We start from the raw sequence: 16,298 nt of genomic DNA, 5'->3' as shown, positions 1-16,298 counted from the left end.
AATTTTCACACCACCTTACTGTAACAATCTGAAACTTATACAGTCTATAATAGTGAGCTCATCACTCAAATAAATCATTCATTAATCAAAAAACTTTATTATTATGAAAAAATTGATGTTAATCTTCGCCTTGGCTTTAACCGTATTAGCCGCAAATGCAAATCCATTTATCAATGAAGATCCTGTGAAGCCAAATCCGGCTGTTGAGATTATTCTAAAAACGCCTTTGAATCCGTTTTGTAAGGCCATAGTTCTTGGAGATGTAAAAACTGTAAAAAGAATGATTGTGCTTGGAGAAGATATCAATCAAAAATGTTTGGGAAAAACTCCTTTAATGTACGCTGCACGATTTAATAAAGCTGAAATACTTTCTATCTTATTAGAAAATGGAGCTAAAACGAAAACAAAATCAGATCAATTAAAATTTACTGCAAAAAGATTTGCTGAACTATCAAATGCCACTGACGCATTGGAAATTCTCAAAGCAAAGTAATCATATTTAGTTGTTAGTTATTTTTGGGAAGATGGTTTTACAGCATATCGTAGTAAAGCCATCTTTTTTATTTTTTACCGGAAACTACAATAACTATTTCTCCTTTCGGTGGATGTATGTTGTAATAATTAAACACCTCTTCAACAGTTCCTCTAACGGTTTCTTCGTGTAATTTGCTTATTTCTCTGGATACTGAAATTAATCTATCCGCACCAAAATATTCCTTACAACTATCAAGCGTTTTCAAAAGTTTATGCGGAGATTCATAGAATATGATTGTTCTATTTTCTTCTGCTAAAAGCTTTAGACGAGTTTGTCTTCCTTTCTTTACAGGTAAAAAACCTTCAAACACAAACTTATCGTTAGGCAAACCACTATTCACTAGCGCGGGCACAAAAGCCGTAGCTCCAGGCAAACAATCTACTGGTATATTTTGCTCTACACAGGCTCTTGTTAATAAAAAACCAGGGTCTGAAATAGCAGGAGTGCCGGCATCGCTTATCAACGCTGCAGTTTCTCCATTCTGTATTCTCTTCACGATCATATCCACCGTTTTGTGTTCATTATGCATGTGATGACTATGCATTGGTGTGCCTATTTCAAAATGTTTAAGCAACTTTCCACTAGTTCTGGTATCTTCGGCTAATATAAAATCTACTTCCTTGAGCACTTTGACAGCTCTAAAGGTCATGTCTTCCAGATTACCAATTGGCGTAGGTACTAAATAAAGTTTCATACAGATAAGTTATTGAGCAAAAATAAGATGAAAATAGATGCTTTGAAAAAAACTTTTTATCTTTAGAAATTACCTGACCGATGTTATGAGAAAAATTACCACCTTTATAATCCTACTATGGACTTTCTTTGCTAATTCGCAAACAACAGATTTGGCTATCTCTGTAGAAGCTAGAAATACAAATAATACTCAAGTATCTCAATTACACATTTTTGAAGAGTTTTATTATTTGATCACGATAACAAATTCTGGCAATGCAGTAAGTAATGCAATTTTTAGCCAAACTCTTAATACAAACATTCAAGTTTTAGACTATAACGGATTAAATGCTCTAGGAGGTGCAACGCTGCCAACAGACTTAACTATGGTAGGTAATCAACTTACTGGTACGCTACCCAATATGCCTGCTTCTTCTAGTTTACAAATTAAGGTAAGCGCTTATGCTCCATTGAATCCCGGAGGCATTAGTACTTCTACAAGCGTTTTACCGCCAGATGGAACTACAGATATTAATGAAAGTAGTAACCAAAGTATTATTTCCACCAATATATATGAAGTGGCTTTAGATTTTTCTATCACCCAAATTCAAACGAATCCTCCTGCCGGAAGTGGCATTTCAAACTGGGGAAATACCGTTACATATCAATTTACACTTACCAATAATAGCTCTATAGATTTTCCTATAGAAAATTTTATTGCGAGTCTTTATCTCAATACTTCCACAGCCAATGGTACGGCAACAGCCCAGCTTATGTCGGTCTCCTGTATTGGAGCATCAGGAATGAATTGCATTTCGCTATCAGACTTCTCATCAACCGTAGCAAATATAGATGCCGCGTCAGCAAATGTTGCTGAAGATATGTTTGAGCAAGAAACCACCACCATATTTCCTGCAGGTGCTTCCATCACAATTCAATTGATTTATAAATTTAATGAAGGCAATTGCGCTCTTAATGTACCAGAACCTATAGAGATCAACAGCATAATGAATGCCTATACGCTAAATAACACGTATAGTTCTTTTACCTCAAACATTGTTACCACTCCACTTTTGGAAGCCACATATTGTCCATGTACCGATGTTGGAATAGAAACTGAAGTAATCAATGGACTTGTCAATGGTGCTGTTTTAAATTGGGAAGACGAAATTACTTTTGAAACCGTAATCACTAATTATGGCCCAATTGATACCAGTACCTATGCCATGCTTCAAAACATATTAGGAAACTACATTCCATGGGAAATTATCTCTGTTACGTGCACGGAGACTGTAGGAAATGTAGATTGTAGTACCATTACATATAACTATACTTCCACTTCACAACAATGGACCAGTAGTTATTTTGACCTAGCTGTTGGAGAAAGTGTGACTTTTGAAACCGTGGTAAAGTTTTTTGAACCTGATTGTGCCACAAGTACTGTTTTAAATTCCAACGTAAAAACTACAAAAGTACAAACCGATCCTGATTGCGAAACTAATAACAACTATGACAATGAAATATTTGAACTCCCATCAAGCGATCTATGTGAAAATACCGATATATCTGTAACCAAAACTCAAATAGCCCCCCAACTTCCTTTAGGAAGCTCTGCAAGCACTCCAACATCTTGGGAACCGATTACCTATGAAATTGTAGTTAGCAATAATAGCAATACAGATACTTATTTTGAATTGAAAGAATACTACAATTTTGTATCGCCCGCAAATACACCACAGTATACCGGAACTCTCATTTCAGTAAACTGTACAGAAACAACTGGTACTGCAAATTGTCAAGACATTCCAAATGCCTACATAGGAGTAGAAAATGATAGTACAGGAGATTTCTTTTTTGAAATTACTCCGGAAGAAAATTGGCTTTTACCGCAAAATAGCTCTATAACTTTTGAAATGGTCATTGAATGGAATCCTAATTGTGGTAGCGAACCCGTTCCTGTTGCCACAAAAACTTTGATAGATACCATAGACCCAATACTCGATGCCAACTCTTCAAACAACGCTGCCACCGTAATCACATATTTTACACCATGCGTAGATTTAATTGTTCAAACCTATCCGTCATCTCCTACGGTATCGGTAGACAGTAATTTTAATTGGATAATAGATATTTCTAACAGCAGTAATAGTTCTACAGCTACCAATGCTACCTTTAGTACCACATTGAATAGTGCTTTCATCATCAATGGGAATCCTACTTGTTCTGTAACACAAGGAAACGCTAGCTGTATTTCAGGGTTTTCTGTAAGCGGAAATAGTATTAGCGGAATCATCCCAACTATAGATCCCGGAGCCAGTATGCAGGTTATTGTACCTACTATGTCTCCCACTTTTGGAGGATCTTTTAATAATATTGCCGAAGTAAACCCGGATATCTTGAGTAATGGAGAAGTTGACCCGGAGACTAACATCTCTATTTCTAGCATACAAGTTTTAGCACCTCAATTAGATAAGTATTTTGAACCAAATGCTATTCAAACCGGCCAAATAAGTACACTGGTTTTTACCATTACCAATATTACCGGAAATCCAGAACAGTATGACGTTAGTTTTTTAGACCAACTTCCAGCAGGAATATCGTTGGTAGATAGTCCGCAATGGGAAAATCAAAATGGAACTACAGCTACGTTTGTTGGTGCTTATGGGGATGACTTTGTGGGTGTTCAAGGATTGTATTTTCCAGAAGGAGTTGCAAATTGCTCTTTCTCGGTCAATGTAACTGCTAGTGATGCTGGAGATTTCATCAATGAAAATGCTAATTTTTCAGATCGATTCAATATTGAAACTACAAATACATACGCTACCCTTACCGTAACAGAAAATCCCACTCCAGAACTAGATCTTTCTATTACTAAAACTGTAGATAACGAAACTCCTCAACTTGGCGATGTGGTTACTTTTGAAATTGTACTTACGAATAACAGCAATGTCTTTGCTTCAGAAATTGAAATCACAGAAATATTGCCGGAAGGATATCAATTTATTTCTGCAACAATGTCTACCGGGAACTATGATGAAACGTATTGGACAATTCCAATTCTAAATGCAAACGAGTCTGCTACGTTGACCATCATTGCTTCGGTTACTCATATAGAAGAATATATAAATACTGCTACCATTACCTATCTACAACAAATAGATAGAGATTCCAGCAACAACAGTGATAGTGCTTTGGTTACGCCGCAGTGTTTTGACATTTACAATGGTGTTTCACCAAATGGTGATGCTTTTAATGAATATTTTGTAATTGATTGTATTGACTATTTTGAGCAAAACAATGTCAAAATCTTCAATAGACACGGTGTATTGGTTTTTGAACAAGATAATTACAGTAATACTTGGAATGGACGCGCTAATAAAGGAGCATTAAAAAATGCCAACCAGTTATTACCAGTTGGCACTTATTATTATTTAATTTCCATTCCCGGAATGGATCCAAGAACAGGTTGGTTATACCTTAATTATTAATTAAAACGCTTTTCTACAATCGTATAGAATCTAGCTTCATATTCTTCTTTTCCTTCCCAATTGTTATAATCGGGCTTTACCATATGCTCTATAAAGTGTTGTGCTTCTTGAAAAGATGATGCTGTATTCAGTTGCGAAACTACTCTATTGTAATCTTCATTGCTACCTCCAAATAAATGTTTTACAAAGCCAATTCTGTCATTCAATCCAATTTGAATTCCCGAGCGATGTACGCGATCATTTAAAGAAAGTTGTTTTTGCTGAGTTACAGGCTCTGGTTTTGACTCCTCTTTTTTAGGTTGAACAGGCTCAAAAATAGGCTCTATAAAATCACTATTTTTAATTTCATCATCCGAAACGGTTTCCTTTTCTTCTGTCTTTGGAGTTTCCTTTGGAATAGAAACTTCTTCTTTTGGTTCTATTACATGAGAAGATTCTGCCGATGCTTCATCTTTCTTAACAAACATTGGCTCCGAAGCAAAACCAGATAAAATATCTTCTAAGGTTTCTTGTTTTTTATCACTTGGCATTTCTACCAACATACCTTTGATAGTCTCCATTAATGGCGACACAATATCCTCTTCATTTGGGTTGCTTTCTGGCACTTCTTTATTGTCTGTCATGACGCTACCAGCCATTTCTTCAAACTTGCTAACTACTTCACTCTTGCCAATAGTAGGTTGCACTTCTCCAAAATGTTCTTCTACAAATTTTAAAACTGTAAGTTTCTCGTAAACTTTTTGGGTAGCTATCAAAAGTGCATCGATATCTTCCTTCCCTTTCAGTTTTAAGATGTTATGTGCAATACTTATTAATTCTGACTCTAACTTTTTCTTCATTTTTAAAATTTTAGGCTAATTGGCACTTTAGATTTTGATAACTTTGTACGAGCTTTATAGTTTTATAAAAAAGCAATACTATTGTTTTTCGACCTGAAAATTACGAAATGTTTCTCGAAAATACTGTTAATCATAAAGAACAATTTGGATGGATTGAGGTGATCTGCGGATCTATGTTCTCCGGTAAAACCGAAGAATTAATTCGTAGATTAAAACGAGCTCAATTTGCAAAACAGAAGGTAGAAATTTTTAAACCTGCTGTGGATACTCGGTACGATGAAGAAATGGTTGTCTCTCATGATTCTAATGAAATACGATCTACTCCTGTTCCTGCCGCTGCCAATATACGTCTATTGGCAGATGACTGCGATGTTATTGGCATAGACGAAGCTCAGTTTTTTGATGACGAAATTGTATCGGTTTGTAATGATCTTGCCAATCGAGGCATTCGCGTGGTAGTTGCCGGTTTAGATATGGATTTTAAAGGTAATCCGTTTGGACCCATGCCTGCATTAATGGCCACTGCAGAATACGTGACCAAAGTACACGCAGTATGCACACGCACAGGAAATTTGGCTCATTATAGCTTTAGAAAATCTACCAATGACAATTTAGTGCTCCTTGGTGAAGTTGATGAATATGAACCGCTAAGCCGAGCTGCTTACTTTAAAGCTATGCAAAAAGAAAAAGTTAACAACATGGAGGTAAAAGATGTAGAAGAAATACCTCTCAAGAAAGATACTCCAAAAAACGATGCCGAAGGCAACTGAAACTACACTGGAAATAGATTTAAAAGCTCTTCAAAACAATTTTGACGAACTAAAATCTAAACTTCAGCCAAAAACCAAGTTCTTGGCTGTTGTAAAAGCTTTTTCTTATGGTAACGATTCAGTTCCCATTGCCCAATATTTACAAAAAGCCAATGCCGACTATTTTGCCGTAGCTTACACAAATGAGGGAGAAGAATTGCGCAACAATGATATTACAAAACCTATTTTGGTATTACACCCGCAAAAAGCCAATTTGCAAACGTTGCTCAATAGGCGTCTGGAACCTAGCATTTACTCTAAAAAAACACTGCTTGAATTTATTTCAATTGCCGAAAACAGTAATCAAAATGCGTATCCTATCCATTTAAAATTCAATACGGGTTTAAATAGATTGGGCTTTGATAAAATTGATATTGACTTTATCATTGAAACACTGGCAAAAACAAATGCTGTAAAAGTAGTTTCGTGTTTTTCACATTTAGCTGCTTCCGAAGACTTGAGTGAACAAGAATTCACAAAAAATCAAATCAATTTATTTAAAGACATCACCTCAACGTTTATTACAAAATTGGGTTACAAACCAATACTACACTTGTGCAATACTTCTGGAATTTTAAACTATCCCGAAGCACATTTTGACATGGTACGAAGCGGAATTGGTTTATATGGTTTTGGTAACGACGTTCGGTATCAGCCAAATTTTACTCCAATTGCCACCTTGAAAACCGTAATTTCTCAAATTCACATCCTACAACCTGGAGATAGTTTGGGCTATAACAGAGGTTTAATTACCGATAAAGAAATTAAAACAGCCACATTACCCATTGGCCATGCAGATGGACTTACCAGAATTTATGGAAAAGGAAAAGGTTTTGTATTTGTAAATGGGAAAAAAGCACCTATAGTTGGCAATGTTTGTATGGATATGGTAATGGTAGACGTTACTCATATTGACTGCAATGAAGGCGACGAGGTTATTGTTTTTGATCGTGAACACACGGCGGAAAATCTTGCCGAAGCTGCAGGAACCATTTCTTATGAACTCATCACAGACTTGTCAAAACGTATAAAACGCGTGTTTTTAACGTAATTTAAACAGCTTTATCAATTCATTAATAAACACATAAAAAAATTTATATATCTTTAAATGGCTAACAATTTAAAATATTTAACTATGGCTTTTTTAAAAGATTTCAAGACTTTCCTACTGAAAGGTGATATTGTAAAACTATCTACAGCAGTAATTATTGGGGGAGCATTTGGAAAAATCGTGACCTCTTTTACCAATGATATTATCATGCCTCCTATCGGTTTGGCACTTGGTAATACAAAATTCACCAATTTAAAATATGTATTGAAAGATGCTATTCTTGGAGCAGATGGAGCAGTAACTTCACCAGAAGTTGCTATTAGATATGGTAACTTTATACAATTGGTTATCGACTTTATTATTGTAGGTTTCTTTATTTACTGGGCTTTGAAAGCCTATGAAGCAACACAAAAGAAAGAAGAACCAAAACCAGCTGCACCTAAAGGCCCTACACAAGAAGAATTACTTATTGAAATTAGAGATTTATTGAAGAATAAATAAAAATACGTCGTGTAGCCGCTACACTACCTTGTTAAGTTTCATTAAACCGCTCCACATGGGGCGGTCTTTTTTTGTTATAAAATTAACTTTTTGTTATATTTTTAAATAAATGATTTTTTTCATACCAAAATAAATTTCGAAATACCTACATTTGTTCTTGTTAAAAATTTGAGAATTATGAGAGTAGCTGTTGTAGGCGCTACCGGTATGGTAGGCGAAGTTATGTTACAAGTATTAGCGGAAAGAAACTTTCCTGTAACCGAATTATTTCCTGTTGCTTCTGAAAGATCTATTGGAAAAGAGATCGAATTCAATGGCAAACCCTATAAAGTGATTGGCCTTGAAGAAGCTGTTTCCTTAAAACCAGATATCGCTATTTTTTCTGCAGGCGGAGGTACTTCATTAGATTGGGCTCCAAAATTTGCTGAAGCTGGCACCACGGTAGTAGACAATTCTTCTGCATGGAGAATGGATCCTACTAAGAAATTGGTAGTACCAGAAATTAATGCATCAGAATTAACCAAGGAAGATAAAATTATCGCCAATCCAAACTGTTCAACCATTCAAATGGTTTTAGCTCTTGCTCCACTACACAAAGCATATAAAATGAAACGAGTAATTGTTTCTACGTATCAATCTGTTTCCGGAACCGGAGTGAAAGCTGTTCAACAATTAGCAAACGAAGAACAAGGTATTAAAAGTGATATGGCATATCCTTATCCTATCTACAGAAATGCTTTACCACATTGTGATGTTTTCTTAGAAAATGGCTACACAAAAGAAGAAATGAAATTGGCTAACGAACCAAAGAAAATACTTTCGGATGATTCTTTTTCAGTAACTGCAACTGCCGTTCGTATTCCTACCGCAGGAGGACACTCAGAATCTGTAAACGTTGAATTTGAAAATGACTTTGATCTTACTGAAGTTAGAAAACTGTTAAGTGAAACTCCAGGCGTAATTGTTCAAGATAATCCAGATACAAATACCTACCCAATGCCTATTTATGCACATCAAAAAGATGAAGTTTTTGTAGGTAGATTGCGTAGAGATGAAACCAACCCAAATACGCTAAACATGTGGATTGTAGCAGACAACCTTCGAAAAGGTGCTGCAACCAACGCAGTTCAAATAGCAGAATATTTGGTAGCTAATGAATTAGTTTAAGCACCATAAAACATTAAAAAACAAGGCATCGAAATATCGATGCCTTGTTTTTAAAAGACTTTCGTAAAACTTTAAGAAAATATTCACTATCCAATTTTTTGTTGGTATATAGAAGTTTACATACTTTTGAACTCGTTTATGAAACTAACAGTTAGAATATTATCCTTATTTATACTCCTCCTTAATGGGTATGGTCAAGCTTATGCCTTTGCTGATCAAGGAGAATTGGATGATACTTCTGTTCAAGAAATCACGAGTGGTGTAGCAGATTCTTTTATCATTTCTGATAATACTACAGATGCACTTTTTAAAAGTAATGCCACTTCTTTCAATTTAAACGACAAAACAGAAATCACAGAAAGTGAAGAACAAGAGGAAGACTTACTACACTTCCATGGAAAAGATGTAAAAACACACAACTTCTTTATTTCATCTTTTTTCCTACAGTTATCTGTATTTACTTATGCACGAGTAAAACAAACACCTCTTGGTTATCACACTTCCTTCAACGTATTACCACATACACCGCTGTATATCTCCAATTGTGTATACAGATTATGATGTACCTATTTCTTTAGACTTCTAACATTCTTATAGAACGTCTATATCTTTTACACTTTAGTCAACAAAAATTAGAGGAAAACTCTATGCTTTTTGCATGGAACAATTATCTGTTGCTACTGCTGTAAAACACTCATTTCCATTAATTTATTTCACAAAACCATAACCATAACATTTAAAAAACGAAGTATTATGAGGAGAATTCTCATGGTAGCTAGTTTGTGTGCTATGATTAGCTACACAAGCTGTACATCAGAAAAGGAAGAGAAAGTAGAAGAGACTCAGTTTTTGGTAACAAGCCCAATTAAAAAAGACACAGTTGTAACCAAAGATTATGTTTGTCAAATTCAATCGATAAGACATATCGAATTACGAGCTCAAGAAAAAGGTTATCTACAAAATATTTATGTAGATGAAGGACAAGCTGTTAAAAAAGGAGATCTACTCTTTAAAATCATGCCTAAGCTTTACGAAGCGGAACAACAACGCGCAAAAGCAGAAGCGGAATTTGAAAGAATTGAATATGAAAATACTCAAAAATTAGCCGATAGCAATATTGTAGCGCCAAACGAATTGGCTATGGCCAAGGCTAAATATGAAAAAGCAAAAGCAGAATTAGCGCTGTCTAATGTTCATTTAGGCTTTACTGAAATTAGAGCTCCATTTGACGGAATCATTGATAGATTTGAAACAAAACTAGGAAGCCTTATAGACGAAGGTGATTTGCTTTCAAACCTTTCTGACAATTCTGAGATGTGGGTATACTATAATGTTCCTGAAGCAGAATATTTAGATTTTAAAACACTTATCAATAAAGACAATCCAGAGAAAGTTCAGCTTTTAATGGCCAATAATAAAATCTTTGATCACAAAGGAGAAGTGAAAACTATTGAAGCCGATTTTAATAACGAAACCGGTAACATTCCATTTAGAGCTACATTCCCAAACCCCGATAGATTATTAAGACACGGTGAAACAGGAAACATAATCATGTCAATCCCTGTTCCAGAAGCTCTTATCATTCCACAAAAAGCAACTTACGAAGTATTAGACAAGAAATATGTTTATGTAGTTGATAAGGACGATAAAGTTGAAAATCGTGAAGTAGAAATAGCGTATGAACTTGACGATCTATACATCATCAAATCTGGTATAAAAGAAGGTGATAAAATTCTTCTTGAAGGTATTAGAAAAGTAAAAGATGGTGAAAAGATTGAATATGAATATGAAAAACCAGAGGAAGTGATCTCTGCGCTACAATTACCTGCAGAATAATAATCTAAAAACACAAGGCAAATTATGTTTAATAAATTTATAAAAAGGCCAGTCTTGGCAATTGCCATATCACTTGTGATAGTGTTTGTGGGTATATTGTCAATGATGAACCTTCCTATATCACAGTTCCCCTCTATTGCGCCACCACAGGTTCAAATAGCATTATCATATCCGGGAGCTAGTGCAAAAGTATTAGTTAATTCATCCCTTATCCCGTTAGAAAAAGCTATTAACGGTGTTCCGGGAATGAAATATATGACCTCCGATGCTACGAGTGCGGGTGAGGCTACAATCAATGTTGTATTTAATTTAGGAACAGATCCTAATGCAGCGGTTGTAAACGTTAAAAACCGTATAGATCAGGTAATGAATAAATTACCTGCATTGGTTCAGTTAGAAGGTGTTATCGAAAACAGAATTCAGCCAAACATGTTGATGTACGTAAACCTTTATAGTACCGATAAACATGCAGATCAAAAGTTTCTATTTAACTACGCCAATGTTAACTTACTTCCAGAAATAAAGCGTCTTAATGGTATTGGATATGCCAAAATTTTAGGGAGTAGACAATACGCCATGCGTGTTTGGTTAAAGCCAGACAGAATGCGTGCTTACAACGTTTCTACAGACGAAGTGATGGAAGCTCTGGAAGCACAAAGTATCATTGGTTCTCCAGGTCGTTTAGGTAGAAGTTCCGGGAAGCGATCTCAATCTTTAGAATATGTACTTACCTATAAAGGGCGATACAATAAGCCCGAAGAATATAAAGACGTAATTGTAAGAGCCAATCCAGATGGCGAAATCTTATATTTAAAAGATATAGCAGATGTAGAATTAGGTAGTGAATTCTATGATATTTATTCCAATTTAGACGGGCACCCCTCAGCCGCTATAACCCTTAAGCAAACCTACGGAAGTAACGCCAGTGACGTTATTGAAGAGGTGAAAGCAAAGCTGGATGAAATTAAAGCAGAGCGTTTTCCTCCCGGAATGGACTACAAAATTAGCTACGATGTTTCTCGTTTCCTTGATGCATCTACCGAAAAAGTAATACATACTTTAGGTGAAGCATTCGTTTTAGTAGCTATTGTAGTATTCCTGTTCTTAGGAGATTGGCGTTCTACTTTGATTCCGGCGATTGCCGTTCCCGTATCGCTAGTGGGGGCATTTTTATTCATGAGTATTTTTGGACTTACCATTAACATGATTACGCTGTTCGCATTAGTATTAGCTATTGGTGTAGTTGTGGATGATGCTATTGTCGTCGTCGAAGCGGTCCATGAAAAAATGGAACAAGAACACCTCAATCCATATAATGCTGTTAAAAAAGTATTGGGTGAAATCTCAGGTGCCGTAATCGCTATTACGTTATTAATGACAGCGGTTTTCGTTCCTGTAGCATTCATGTCGGGTCCTGTTGGGGTTTTCTACCGTCAGTTCTCCATTACCATGGCATCATCTATTGTACTTTCTGGTTTGGTAGCATTAACACTTACGCCAGTATTGTGTGCTATGATCTTAAAAGACAATCATGGTAAAAAGCGAAGAAGAACACCAATTTCTATGTTCTTAGATTGGTTCAACCGTAGATTTGAAAGATTAACAGGTAGATATGTAGGTCTTTTGAATGTAATTGCCAACAGACGTTTGGTAACTTTCGGTTTGTTAATTGCTTTCTGTGCCGGAATTTGGTTTACTACAAATTCTTTACCTGCCGGATTTATTCCTGCAGAAGATCAAGGTATGATCTATGCTATTCTTCAAACACCTCCAGGTTCTACTTTGGAAAGAACGTATGAGGTTTCAAGTCAGCTTCAGAAAATATCAGAAGAAGTTGAAGGTATTGAATCTGTTTCTGCAATTGCAGGTTACGAAATCTTAACAGAAGGTCGTGGATCCAATGCAGGTACTTGTTTGATCAACCTTAAAAACTGGTCCGAACGTAAAAATACAGCTGTTCAAATTATTGAAGAATTGGAGGAAAAAGCGAAAGATATTCCTGGAGCTACTATAGAATTCTTCCAACCGCCAGCCGTTCCCGGGTATGGTGCAGCAGGTGGTTTCTCTTTAAAATTACTTGACCAGACCAACTCTGGAGATTACAAAGCTTTTGGTAAAGTAAACGATCAGTTTATGGATGCCTTAAAAGAGCGTAAAGAGCTTACAGGTTTGTTCAGTTTCTTTGCTGCAAACTATCCTCAATATGAGTTAGAAATAGACAACAAAGCAGCGATGCAAAAAGGTGTTTCTATTGAAAAAGCAATGAACAACCTTTCCATCTTAATTGGTAGTACATATGAGCAAGGTTTCATTCGTTTCGGGACTTTCTATAAAGTGTATGTGCAAGCATCTCCTGAATACAGAAGATTGCCAGAAGATGTCTTGAAATTATATGTGAAAAACGATCGTGATGAAATGGTTCCTTATTCTTCATTTATGAAGATTAAAAAGACCCAAGGATTAAATGAAATTACGCGTTACAACATGTACACCGCTGCTTCTATTAACGGTTCTCCTGCACAAGGTTACAGTAGTGGTGAAGCTATTAAGGTAATTCAAGAAGTTGCCAAGAAAACATTACCTAAAGGATATGGTATTGACTGGGCTGGTTTAGCAAAAGATGAAATCAACCGTGGTAATGAAGCTATCTATATTTTCTTAGTAGTACTTGCATTCGTATACATTGTATTGTCTGCACAGTATGAAAGTTTTATACTGCCATTAGCTGTAATCATTTCGTTGCCAGCTGGGGTATTTGGAGCCTTTGCCATGATTGATGCCATGGGACTTGCCAACGATATTTATGCTCAGGTAGGGCTGGTGATGCTGGTTGGTCTCTTGGGTAAAAATGCCGTATTGATTGTGGAGTTTGCTGTCCAGAAAAGGCAGGAAGGCTTTACAGTTCTTGAAGCAGCTATTGAAGGAGCCAGAGTACGTTTCCGTCCTATTTTAATGACATCCTTTGCATTTATCGCAGGTTTAATTCCATTGGTAATCGCAACAGGTCCAGGTGCAATTGGTAACAGAACTATTGGTTCTGCAGCTGCAGGTGGTATGCTTTTCGGTACCATATTCGGTGTACTAATCGTACCAGGTTTGTATTACATATTTGGAACGCTAGCCGACGGACGTAAACTGATTAAAGATGAAGAAGAATATCCATTAACAGAAGAACATCATGCGAAAATCGAAGAAAAATAGAATATATAAATATTTAGGGGTAGCTTGTCTACTCCTAAATTTCACCGCTTGTAAACTTCCGCAAGTTGCACAAAGGACAGAGGATACCTCTACTCCAGAGAATTTTATTGGAAATACACAAGCGGCAGATAGTACTATGAATACTGCTCAAACGCAGTGGAAAGAGTATTTTGATGATCCTTATTTAGATAGCTTGATTACTGAAGCACTTCAAAACAATCAAGAGCTAAATATCACCTTACAAGAACTACAAATTGCACAAAGCGAAGTACGAGCTCGCAAAGGAGAATATTTACCTTTTGTGGACATTAAAGCAGGTGCCGGCGTAGACAAAAAAGCGCGCTATACTAGTGAAGGAGCCATGGAAGCTACTACCGACATAAGACCGGGAGAAGAAATGCCAGAACCATTACAAGATTATATGGTGGGAGCTTATGCATCTTGGGAAGTGGATGTTTGGAGCAAACTGCACAATGCTAAAAAAGCCGCCGTGAGTAGATATCTTTCTACCGTTGAAGGAAAGAACTTTGTGGTCACAAATCTAGTGGCGGAAATAGCAAATTCATATTATGAATTAATTGCTTTGGACAATCAGTTAGCAATTGTACAACAGAATATAAAAATTCAGTCTAATGCTCTTCGAATCGTAAAAATTCAAAAAGAAGCTGCACGCGTAAATGAGCTTGCCGTACGTAGGTTTAATGCCGAAGTTCTAAAAACAAAAAGTATGCAGTTTGATATTCAGCAAAGAATTGTTGAAACTGAAAACCGTATCAACTTTTTAGTGGGTAGATTTCCGCAACATGTAGCTAGAGATATGGAATCTTTTGAAGTTCTGGAACCAGAAAACATTCAAACAGGAATTCCATCTCAACTATTGGAAAACAGACCAGACGTTAGAAAAGCAGAACTAGAATTGGCTGCGGCAAAATTGGATATTAAAGTAGCAAAGGCAAGGTTCTATCCTTCATTAGGTATCTCTGCCGGCATTGGTTACAGAGCTTTTAATCCTAAATATTTGCTAGATACTCCGGAGTCTTTATTGTATTCTTTAGCAGGTGATGTAATGGCTCCATTGATAAACAGAAATGCCATCAAAGCCAGTTACATTAGTGCAAATGCGAAGCAAGTGCAGGCAGTGTATAATTATGAACGTACCATTTTAAATGCTTATATAGAAGTAGTAAATCAACTTGCGAAAATGGATAACTTGAAAAAGAGTTACGATTTAAAATCTCAACAAGTGGACGCATTGAATTCATCCATTCAAATCTCAAATAACTTGTTTAGAAACGCACGAGCAGACTACATGGAAGTATTGCTAACCCAACGCGATGCTTTGGAATCTAAATTTGAATTGGTAGAAACCAAACTACAACAAGTAAGTGCAATGGTAAATATATACCGAGCCTTAGGTGGTGGTTGGAAATAACGTTTTTCCTCTTTTATTTATTAGCAGTTTTTTTAATTGGGTGTGGTTTATTTAAATCACAATTACGGAAAAGCCTTCGGAAGTAAATTTCGAAGGCTTTTCTTCTATTCGGCACTGGCCAATCCATGGGCATGGTCAGACGAAAAATTAAAAAATTTGCTAATGCCCACGCCAAAAACCCAAGCATCGTAGGCATCAGTTTTAAAATCGTAGATAAGTGAAGTTCCTACTTCCCAATCATTGGAAAAATGCACTCCATATTCTATCCCGGTTCTTACCATAGTAAAGGTTTCATTTTCACAAAAATCTACGCCATAACCGCCTACCAGCATCACATTTTTTATAGGTGTATACAGCATTACAGGAACTACCGCAATAGGGTTTGAGCGTTCCAGTTTTTGTATATGCTCATCTTCAGAATGGTGCTCTACAAGAAAATCCTCCAGAATAATTTCTGTTTGCAAACCAGCAGCAAATTTGTTCGAAAACCAATAATCTCCGTCAGCATAAAAGGTGGCCATTGAAATTCCATAGTTTTCACCGTCTATTCCTTTTTTTATATAACTGTGACCTATTCCCACACTTACTCGTAACGAGTTTTTAAGCGCATGATGTTCTATTTTTTCTTCTTGCGCATTTGAAAAAAACATACAAAATAAACCTACTAAAAATACCAGATGACCTTTCATGTTATTGTTGATTTTCGTTTACAGTTTCAAAATTAACACTCCTTAATCAGCTAATTACAAGCACTTTTATTTTCAATT

General features: G+C 36.1%; 13 protein-coding genes. 10 read left to right on the top strand and 3 right to left on the bottom strand.

Annotation, left to right across the window (positions count from 1 at the left end; genetic code table 11):
• The first annotated feature begins 103 nt into the window (after positions 1 to 103).
• Positions 104 to 493: an ankyrin repeat domain-containing protein gene (locus BM383_RS01250; protein ID WP_093021871.1), complete on the top strand. Its 390-nt coding sequence runs from the start codon at positions 104 to 106 to the stop codon at positions 491 to 493.
• 67 nt (positions 494 to 560) lie between these two features.
• Here BM383_RS01250 and rsmI read toward each other — a convergent pair whose 3' ends face one another.
• Complete coding sequence (gene rsmI / locus BM383_RS01245; protein WP_093021868.1) at positions 561 to 1,229, bottom strand: 16S rRNA (cytidine(1402)-2'-O)-methyltransferase; 669 nt, start codon at positions 1,227 to 1,229, stop codon at positions 561 to 563.
• A gap of 85 nt (positions 1,230 to 1,314) precedes the next feature.
• On the opposite strand from rsmI, the gene BM383_RS01240 reads away from it, so the two are divergent.
• On the top strand, positions 1,315 to 4,695 hold the full coding sequence (locus BM383_RS01240) for a DUF7933 domain-containing protein (RefSeq protein ID WP_093021865.1): 3,381 nt from the start codon (positions 1,315 to 1,317) through the stop codon (positions 4,693 to 4,695).
• Here the strand turns inward: BM383_RS01240 and BM383_RS01235 are convergent.
• Positions 4,692 to 5,534: a hypothetical protein gene (locus BM383_RS01235; RefSeq protein WP_093021862.1), complete on the bottom strand. Its 843-nt coding sequence runs from the start codon at positions 5,532 to 5,534 to the stop codon at positions 4,692 to 4,694. The two genes, BM383_RS01240 and BM383_RS01235, sit on opposite strands and share 4 nt — an antisense overlap.
• 107 nt (positions 5,535 to 5,641) lie before the next feature.
• Here BM383_RS01235 and BM383_RS01230 point away from each other — a divergent pair, with 107 nt between their 5' ends.
• The 8 genes from BM383_RS01230 to BM383_RS01195 all read left to right on the top strand — a co-directional run bounded on the left by BM383_RS01230 (position 5,642) and on the right by BM383_RS01195 (position 15,531).
• Positions 5,642 to 6,304, top strand: coding sequence for a thymidine kinase (locus tag BM383_RS01230; protein ID WP_093021858.1), 663 nt, complete (start codon positions 5,642 to 5,644; stop codon positions 6,302 to 6,304).
• Positions 6,288 to 7,394 carry an alanine racemase gene (alr, locus tag BM383_RS01225; RefSeq protein ID WP_093021855.1) on the top strand — a complete coding sequence of 369 codons (1,107 nt, stop codon included), beginning with the start codon at positions 6,288 to 6,290 and terminating at the stop codon, positions 7,392 to 7,394. The genes BM383_RS01230 and alr overlap by 17 nt, the downstream gene beginning before the upstream one ends.
• An 84-nt stretch (positions 7,395 to 7,478) precedes the next feature.
• Positions 7,479 to 7,895 (top strand): large-conductance mechanosensitive channel protein MscL, encoded by a 417-nt coding sequence (gene mscL / locus BM383_RS01220; RefSeq protein WP_093023387.1) that lies wholly within the window; start codon positions 7,479 to 7,481, stop codon positions 7,893 to 7,895.
• A 177-nt stretch (positions 7,896 to 8,072) separates the two neighbouring features.
• Positions 8,073 to 9,062 (top strand): aspartate-semialdehyde dehydrogenase, encoded by a 990-nt coding sequence (locus BM383_RS01215; protein WP_093021852.1) that lies wholly within the window; start codon positions 8,073 to 8,075, stop codon positions 9,060 to 9,062.
• 138 nt (positions 9,063 to 9,200) lie between these two features.
• A complete protein-coding gene (locus tag BM383_RS01210; RefSeq protein WP_093021849.1) occupies positions 9,201 to 9,623 on the top strand; it encodes a hypothetical protein in 423 nt (140 codons plus the stop codon).
• A gap of 192 nt (positions 9,624 to 9,815) precedes the next feature.
• Positions 9,816 to 10,898 carry an efflux RND transporter periplasmic adaptor subunit gene (locus tag BM383_RS01205; protein WP_093021847.1) on the top strand — a complete coding sequence of 361 codons (1,083 nt, stop codon included), beginning with the start codon at positions 9,816 to 9,818 and terminating at the stop codon, positions 10,896 to 10,898.
• Positions 10,899 to 10,922: 24 nt separating this feature from the next.
• A complete protein-coding gene (locus tag BM383_RS01200) occupies positions 10,923 to 14,099 on the top strand; it encodes an efflux RND transporter permease subunit (RefSeq protein ID WP_093021844.1) in 3,177 nt (1,058 codons plus the stop codon).
• Entirely contained in the window at positions 14,077 to 15,531 is a 1,455-nt protein-coding gene (locus BM383_RS01195) for a TolC family protein (protein WP_093021841.1), read from the top strand. Before BM383_RS01200 ends, BM383_RS01195 begins: the two co-directional genes overlap by 23 nt.
• A gap of 104 nt (positions 15,532 to 15,635) precedes the next feature.
• Here the strand turns inward: BM383_RS01195 and BM383_RS01190 are convergent, their stop codons facing one another.
• Positions 15,636 to 16,220 carry a hypothetical protein gene (locus BM383_RS01190; RefSeq protein WP_093021838.1) on the bottom strand — a complete coding sequence of 195 codons (585 nt, stop codon included), beginning with the start codon at positions 16,218 to 16,220 and terminating at the stop codon, positions 15,636 to 15,638.
• Positions 16,221 to 16,298 lie beyond the last annotated feature (78 nt).

Source organism: Pustulibacterium marinum (assembly GCF_900116665.1).
Taxonomy (GTDB): Bacteria; Bacteroidota; Bacteroidia; order Flavobacteriales; family Flavobacteriaceae; genus Pustulibacterium; species Pustulibacterium marinum.
The sequence above is the reverse complement of the archived record's forward strand: the minus strand, read 5'-3'. Positions and strand labels throughout refer to the sequence as shown.

What these genes read in the sequence shown, in the direction of transcription:
- mscL (WP_093023387.1), top strand. Translation starts at nt 7,479, where the DNA reads ATGGCTTTTTTAAAAGATTTCAAGACTTTCCTACTGAAAGGTGATATT.
- BM383_RS01195 (WP_093021841.1), top strand. Translation starts at nt 14,077, where the DNA reads ATGCGAAAATCGAAGAAAAATAGAATATATAAATATTTAGGGGTAGCT.
- BM383_RS01215 (WP_093021852.1), top strand. Translation starts at nt 8,073, where the DNA reads ATGAGAGTAGCTGTTGTAGGCGCTACCGGTATGGTAGGCGAAGTTATG.
- rsmI (WP_093021868.1), bottom strand. Translation starts at nt 1,229, where the DNA reads ATGAAACTTTATTTAGTACCTACGCCAATTGGTAATCTGGAAGACATG.
- BM383_RS01230 (WP_093021858.1), top strand. Translation starts at nt 5,642, where the DNA reads ATGTTTCTCGAAAATACTGTTAATCATAAAGAACAATTTGGATGGATT.
- BM383_RS01235 (WP_093021862.1), bottom strand. Translation starts at nt 5,534, where the DNA reads ATGAAGAAAAAGTTAGAGTCAGAATTAATAAGTATTGCACATAACATC.
- BM383_RS01205 (WP_093021847.1), top strand. Translation starts at nt 9,816, where the DNA reads ATGAGGAGAATTCTCATGGTAGCTAGTTTGTGTGCTATGATTAGCTAC.
- BM383_RS01190 (WP_093021838.1), bottom strand. Translation starts at nt 16,220, where the DNA reads ATGAAAGGTCATCTGGTATTTTTAGTAGGTTTATTTTGTATGTTTTTT.
- BM383_RS01200 (WP_093021844.1), top strand. Translation starts at nt 10,923, where the DNA reads ATGTTTAATAAATTTATAAAAAGGCCAGTCTTGGCAATTGCCATATCA.
- BM383_RS01240 (WP_093021865.1), top strand. Translation starts at nt 1,315, where the DNA reads ATGAGAAAAATTACCACCTTTATAATCCTACTATGGACTTTCTTTGCT.
- BM383_RS01210 (WP_093021849.1), top strand. Translation starts at nt 9,201, where the DNA reads ATGAAACTAACAGTTAGAATATTATCCTTATTTATACTCCTCCTTAAT.
- BM383_RS01250 (WP_093021871.1), top strand. Translation starts at nt 104, where the DNA reads ATGAAAAAATTGATGTTAATCTTCGCCTTGGCTTTAACCGTATTAGCC.
- alr (WP_093021855.1), top strand. Translation starts at nt 6,288, where the DNA reads ATGCCGAAGGCAACTGAAACTACACTGGAAATAGATTTAAAAGCTCTT.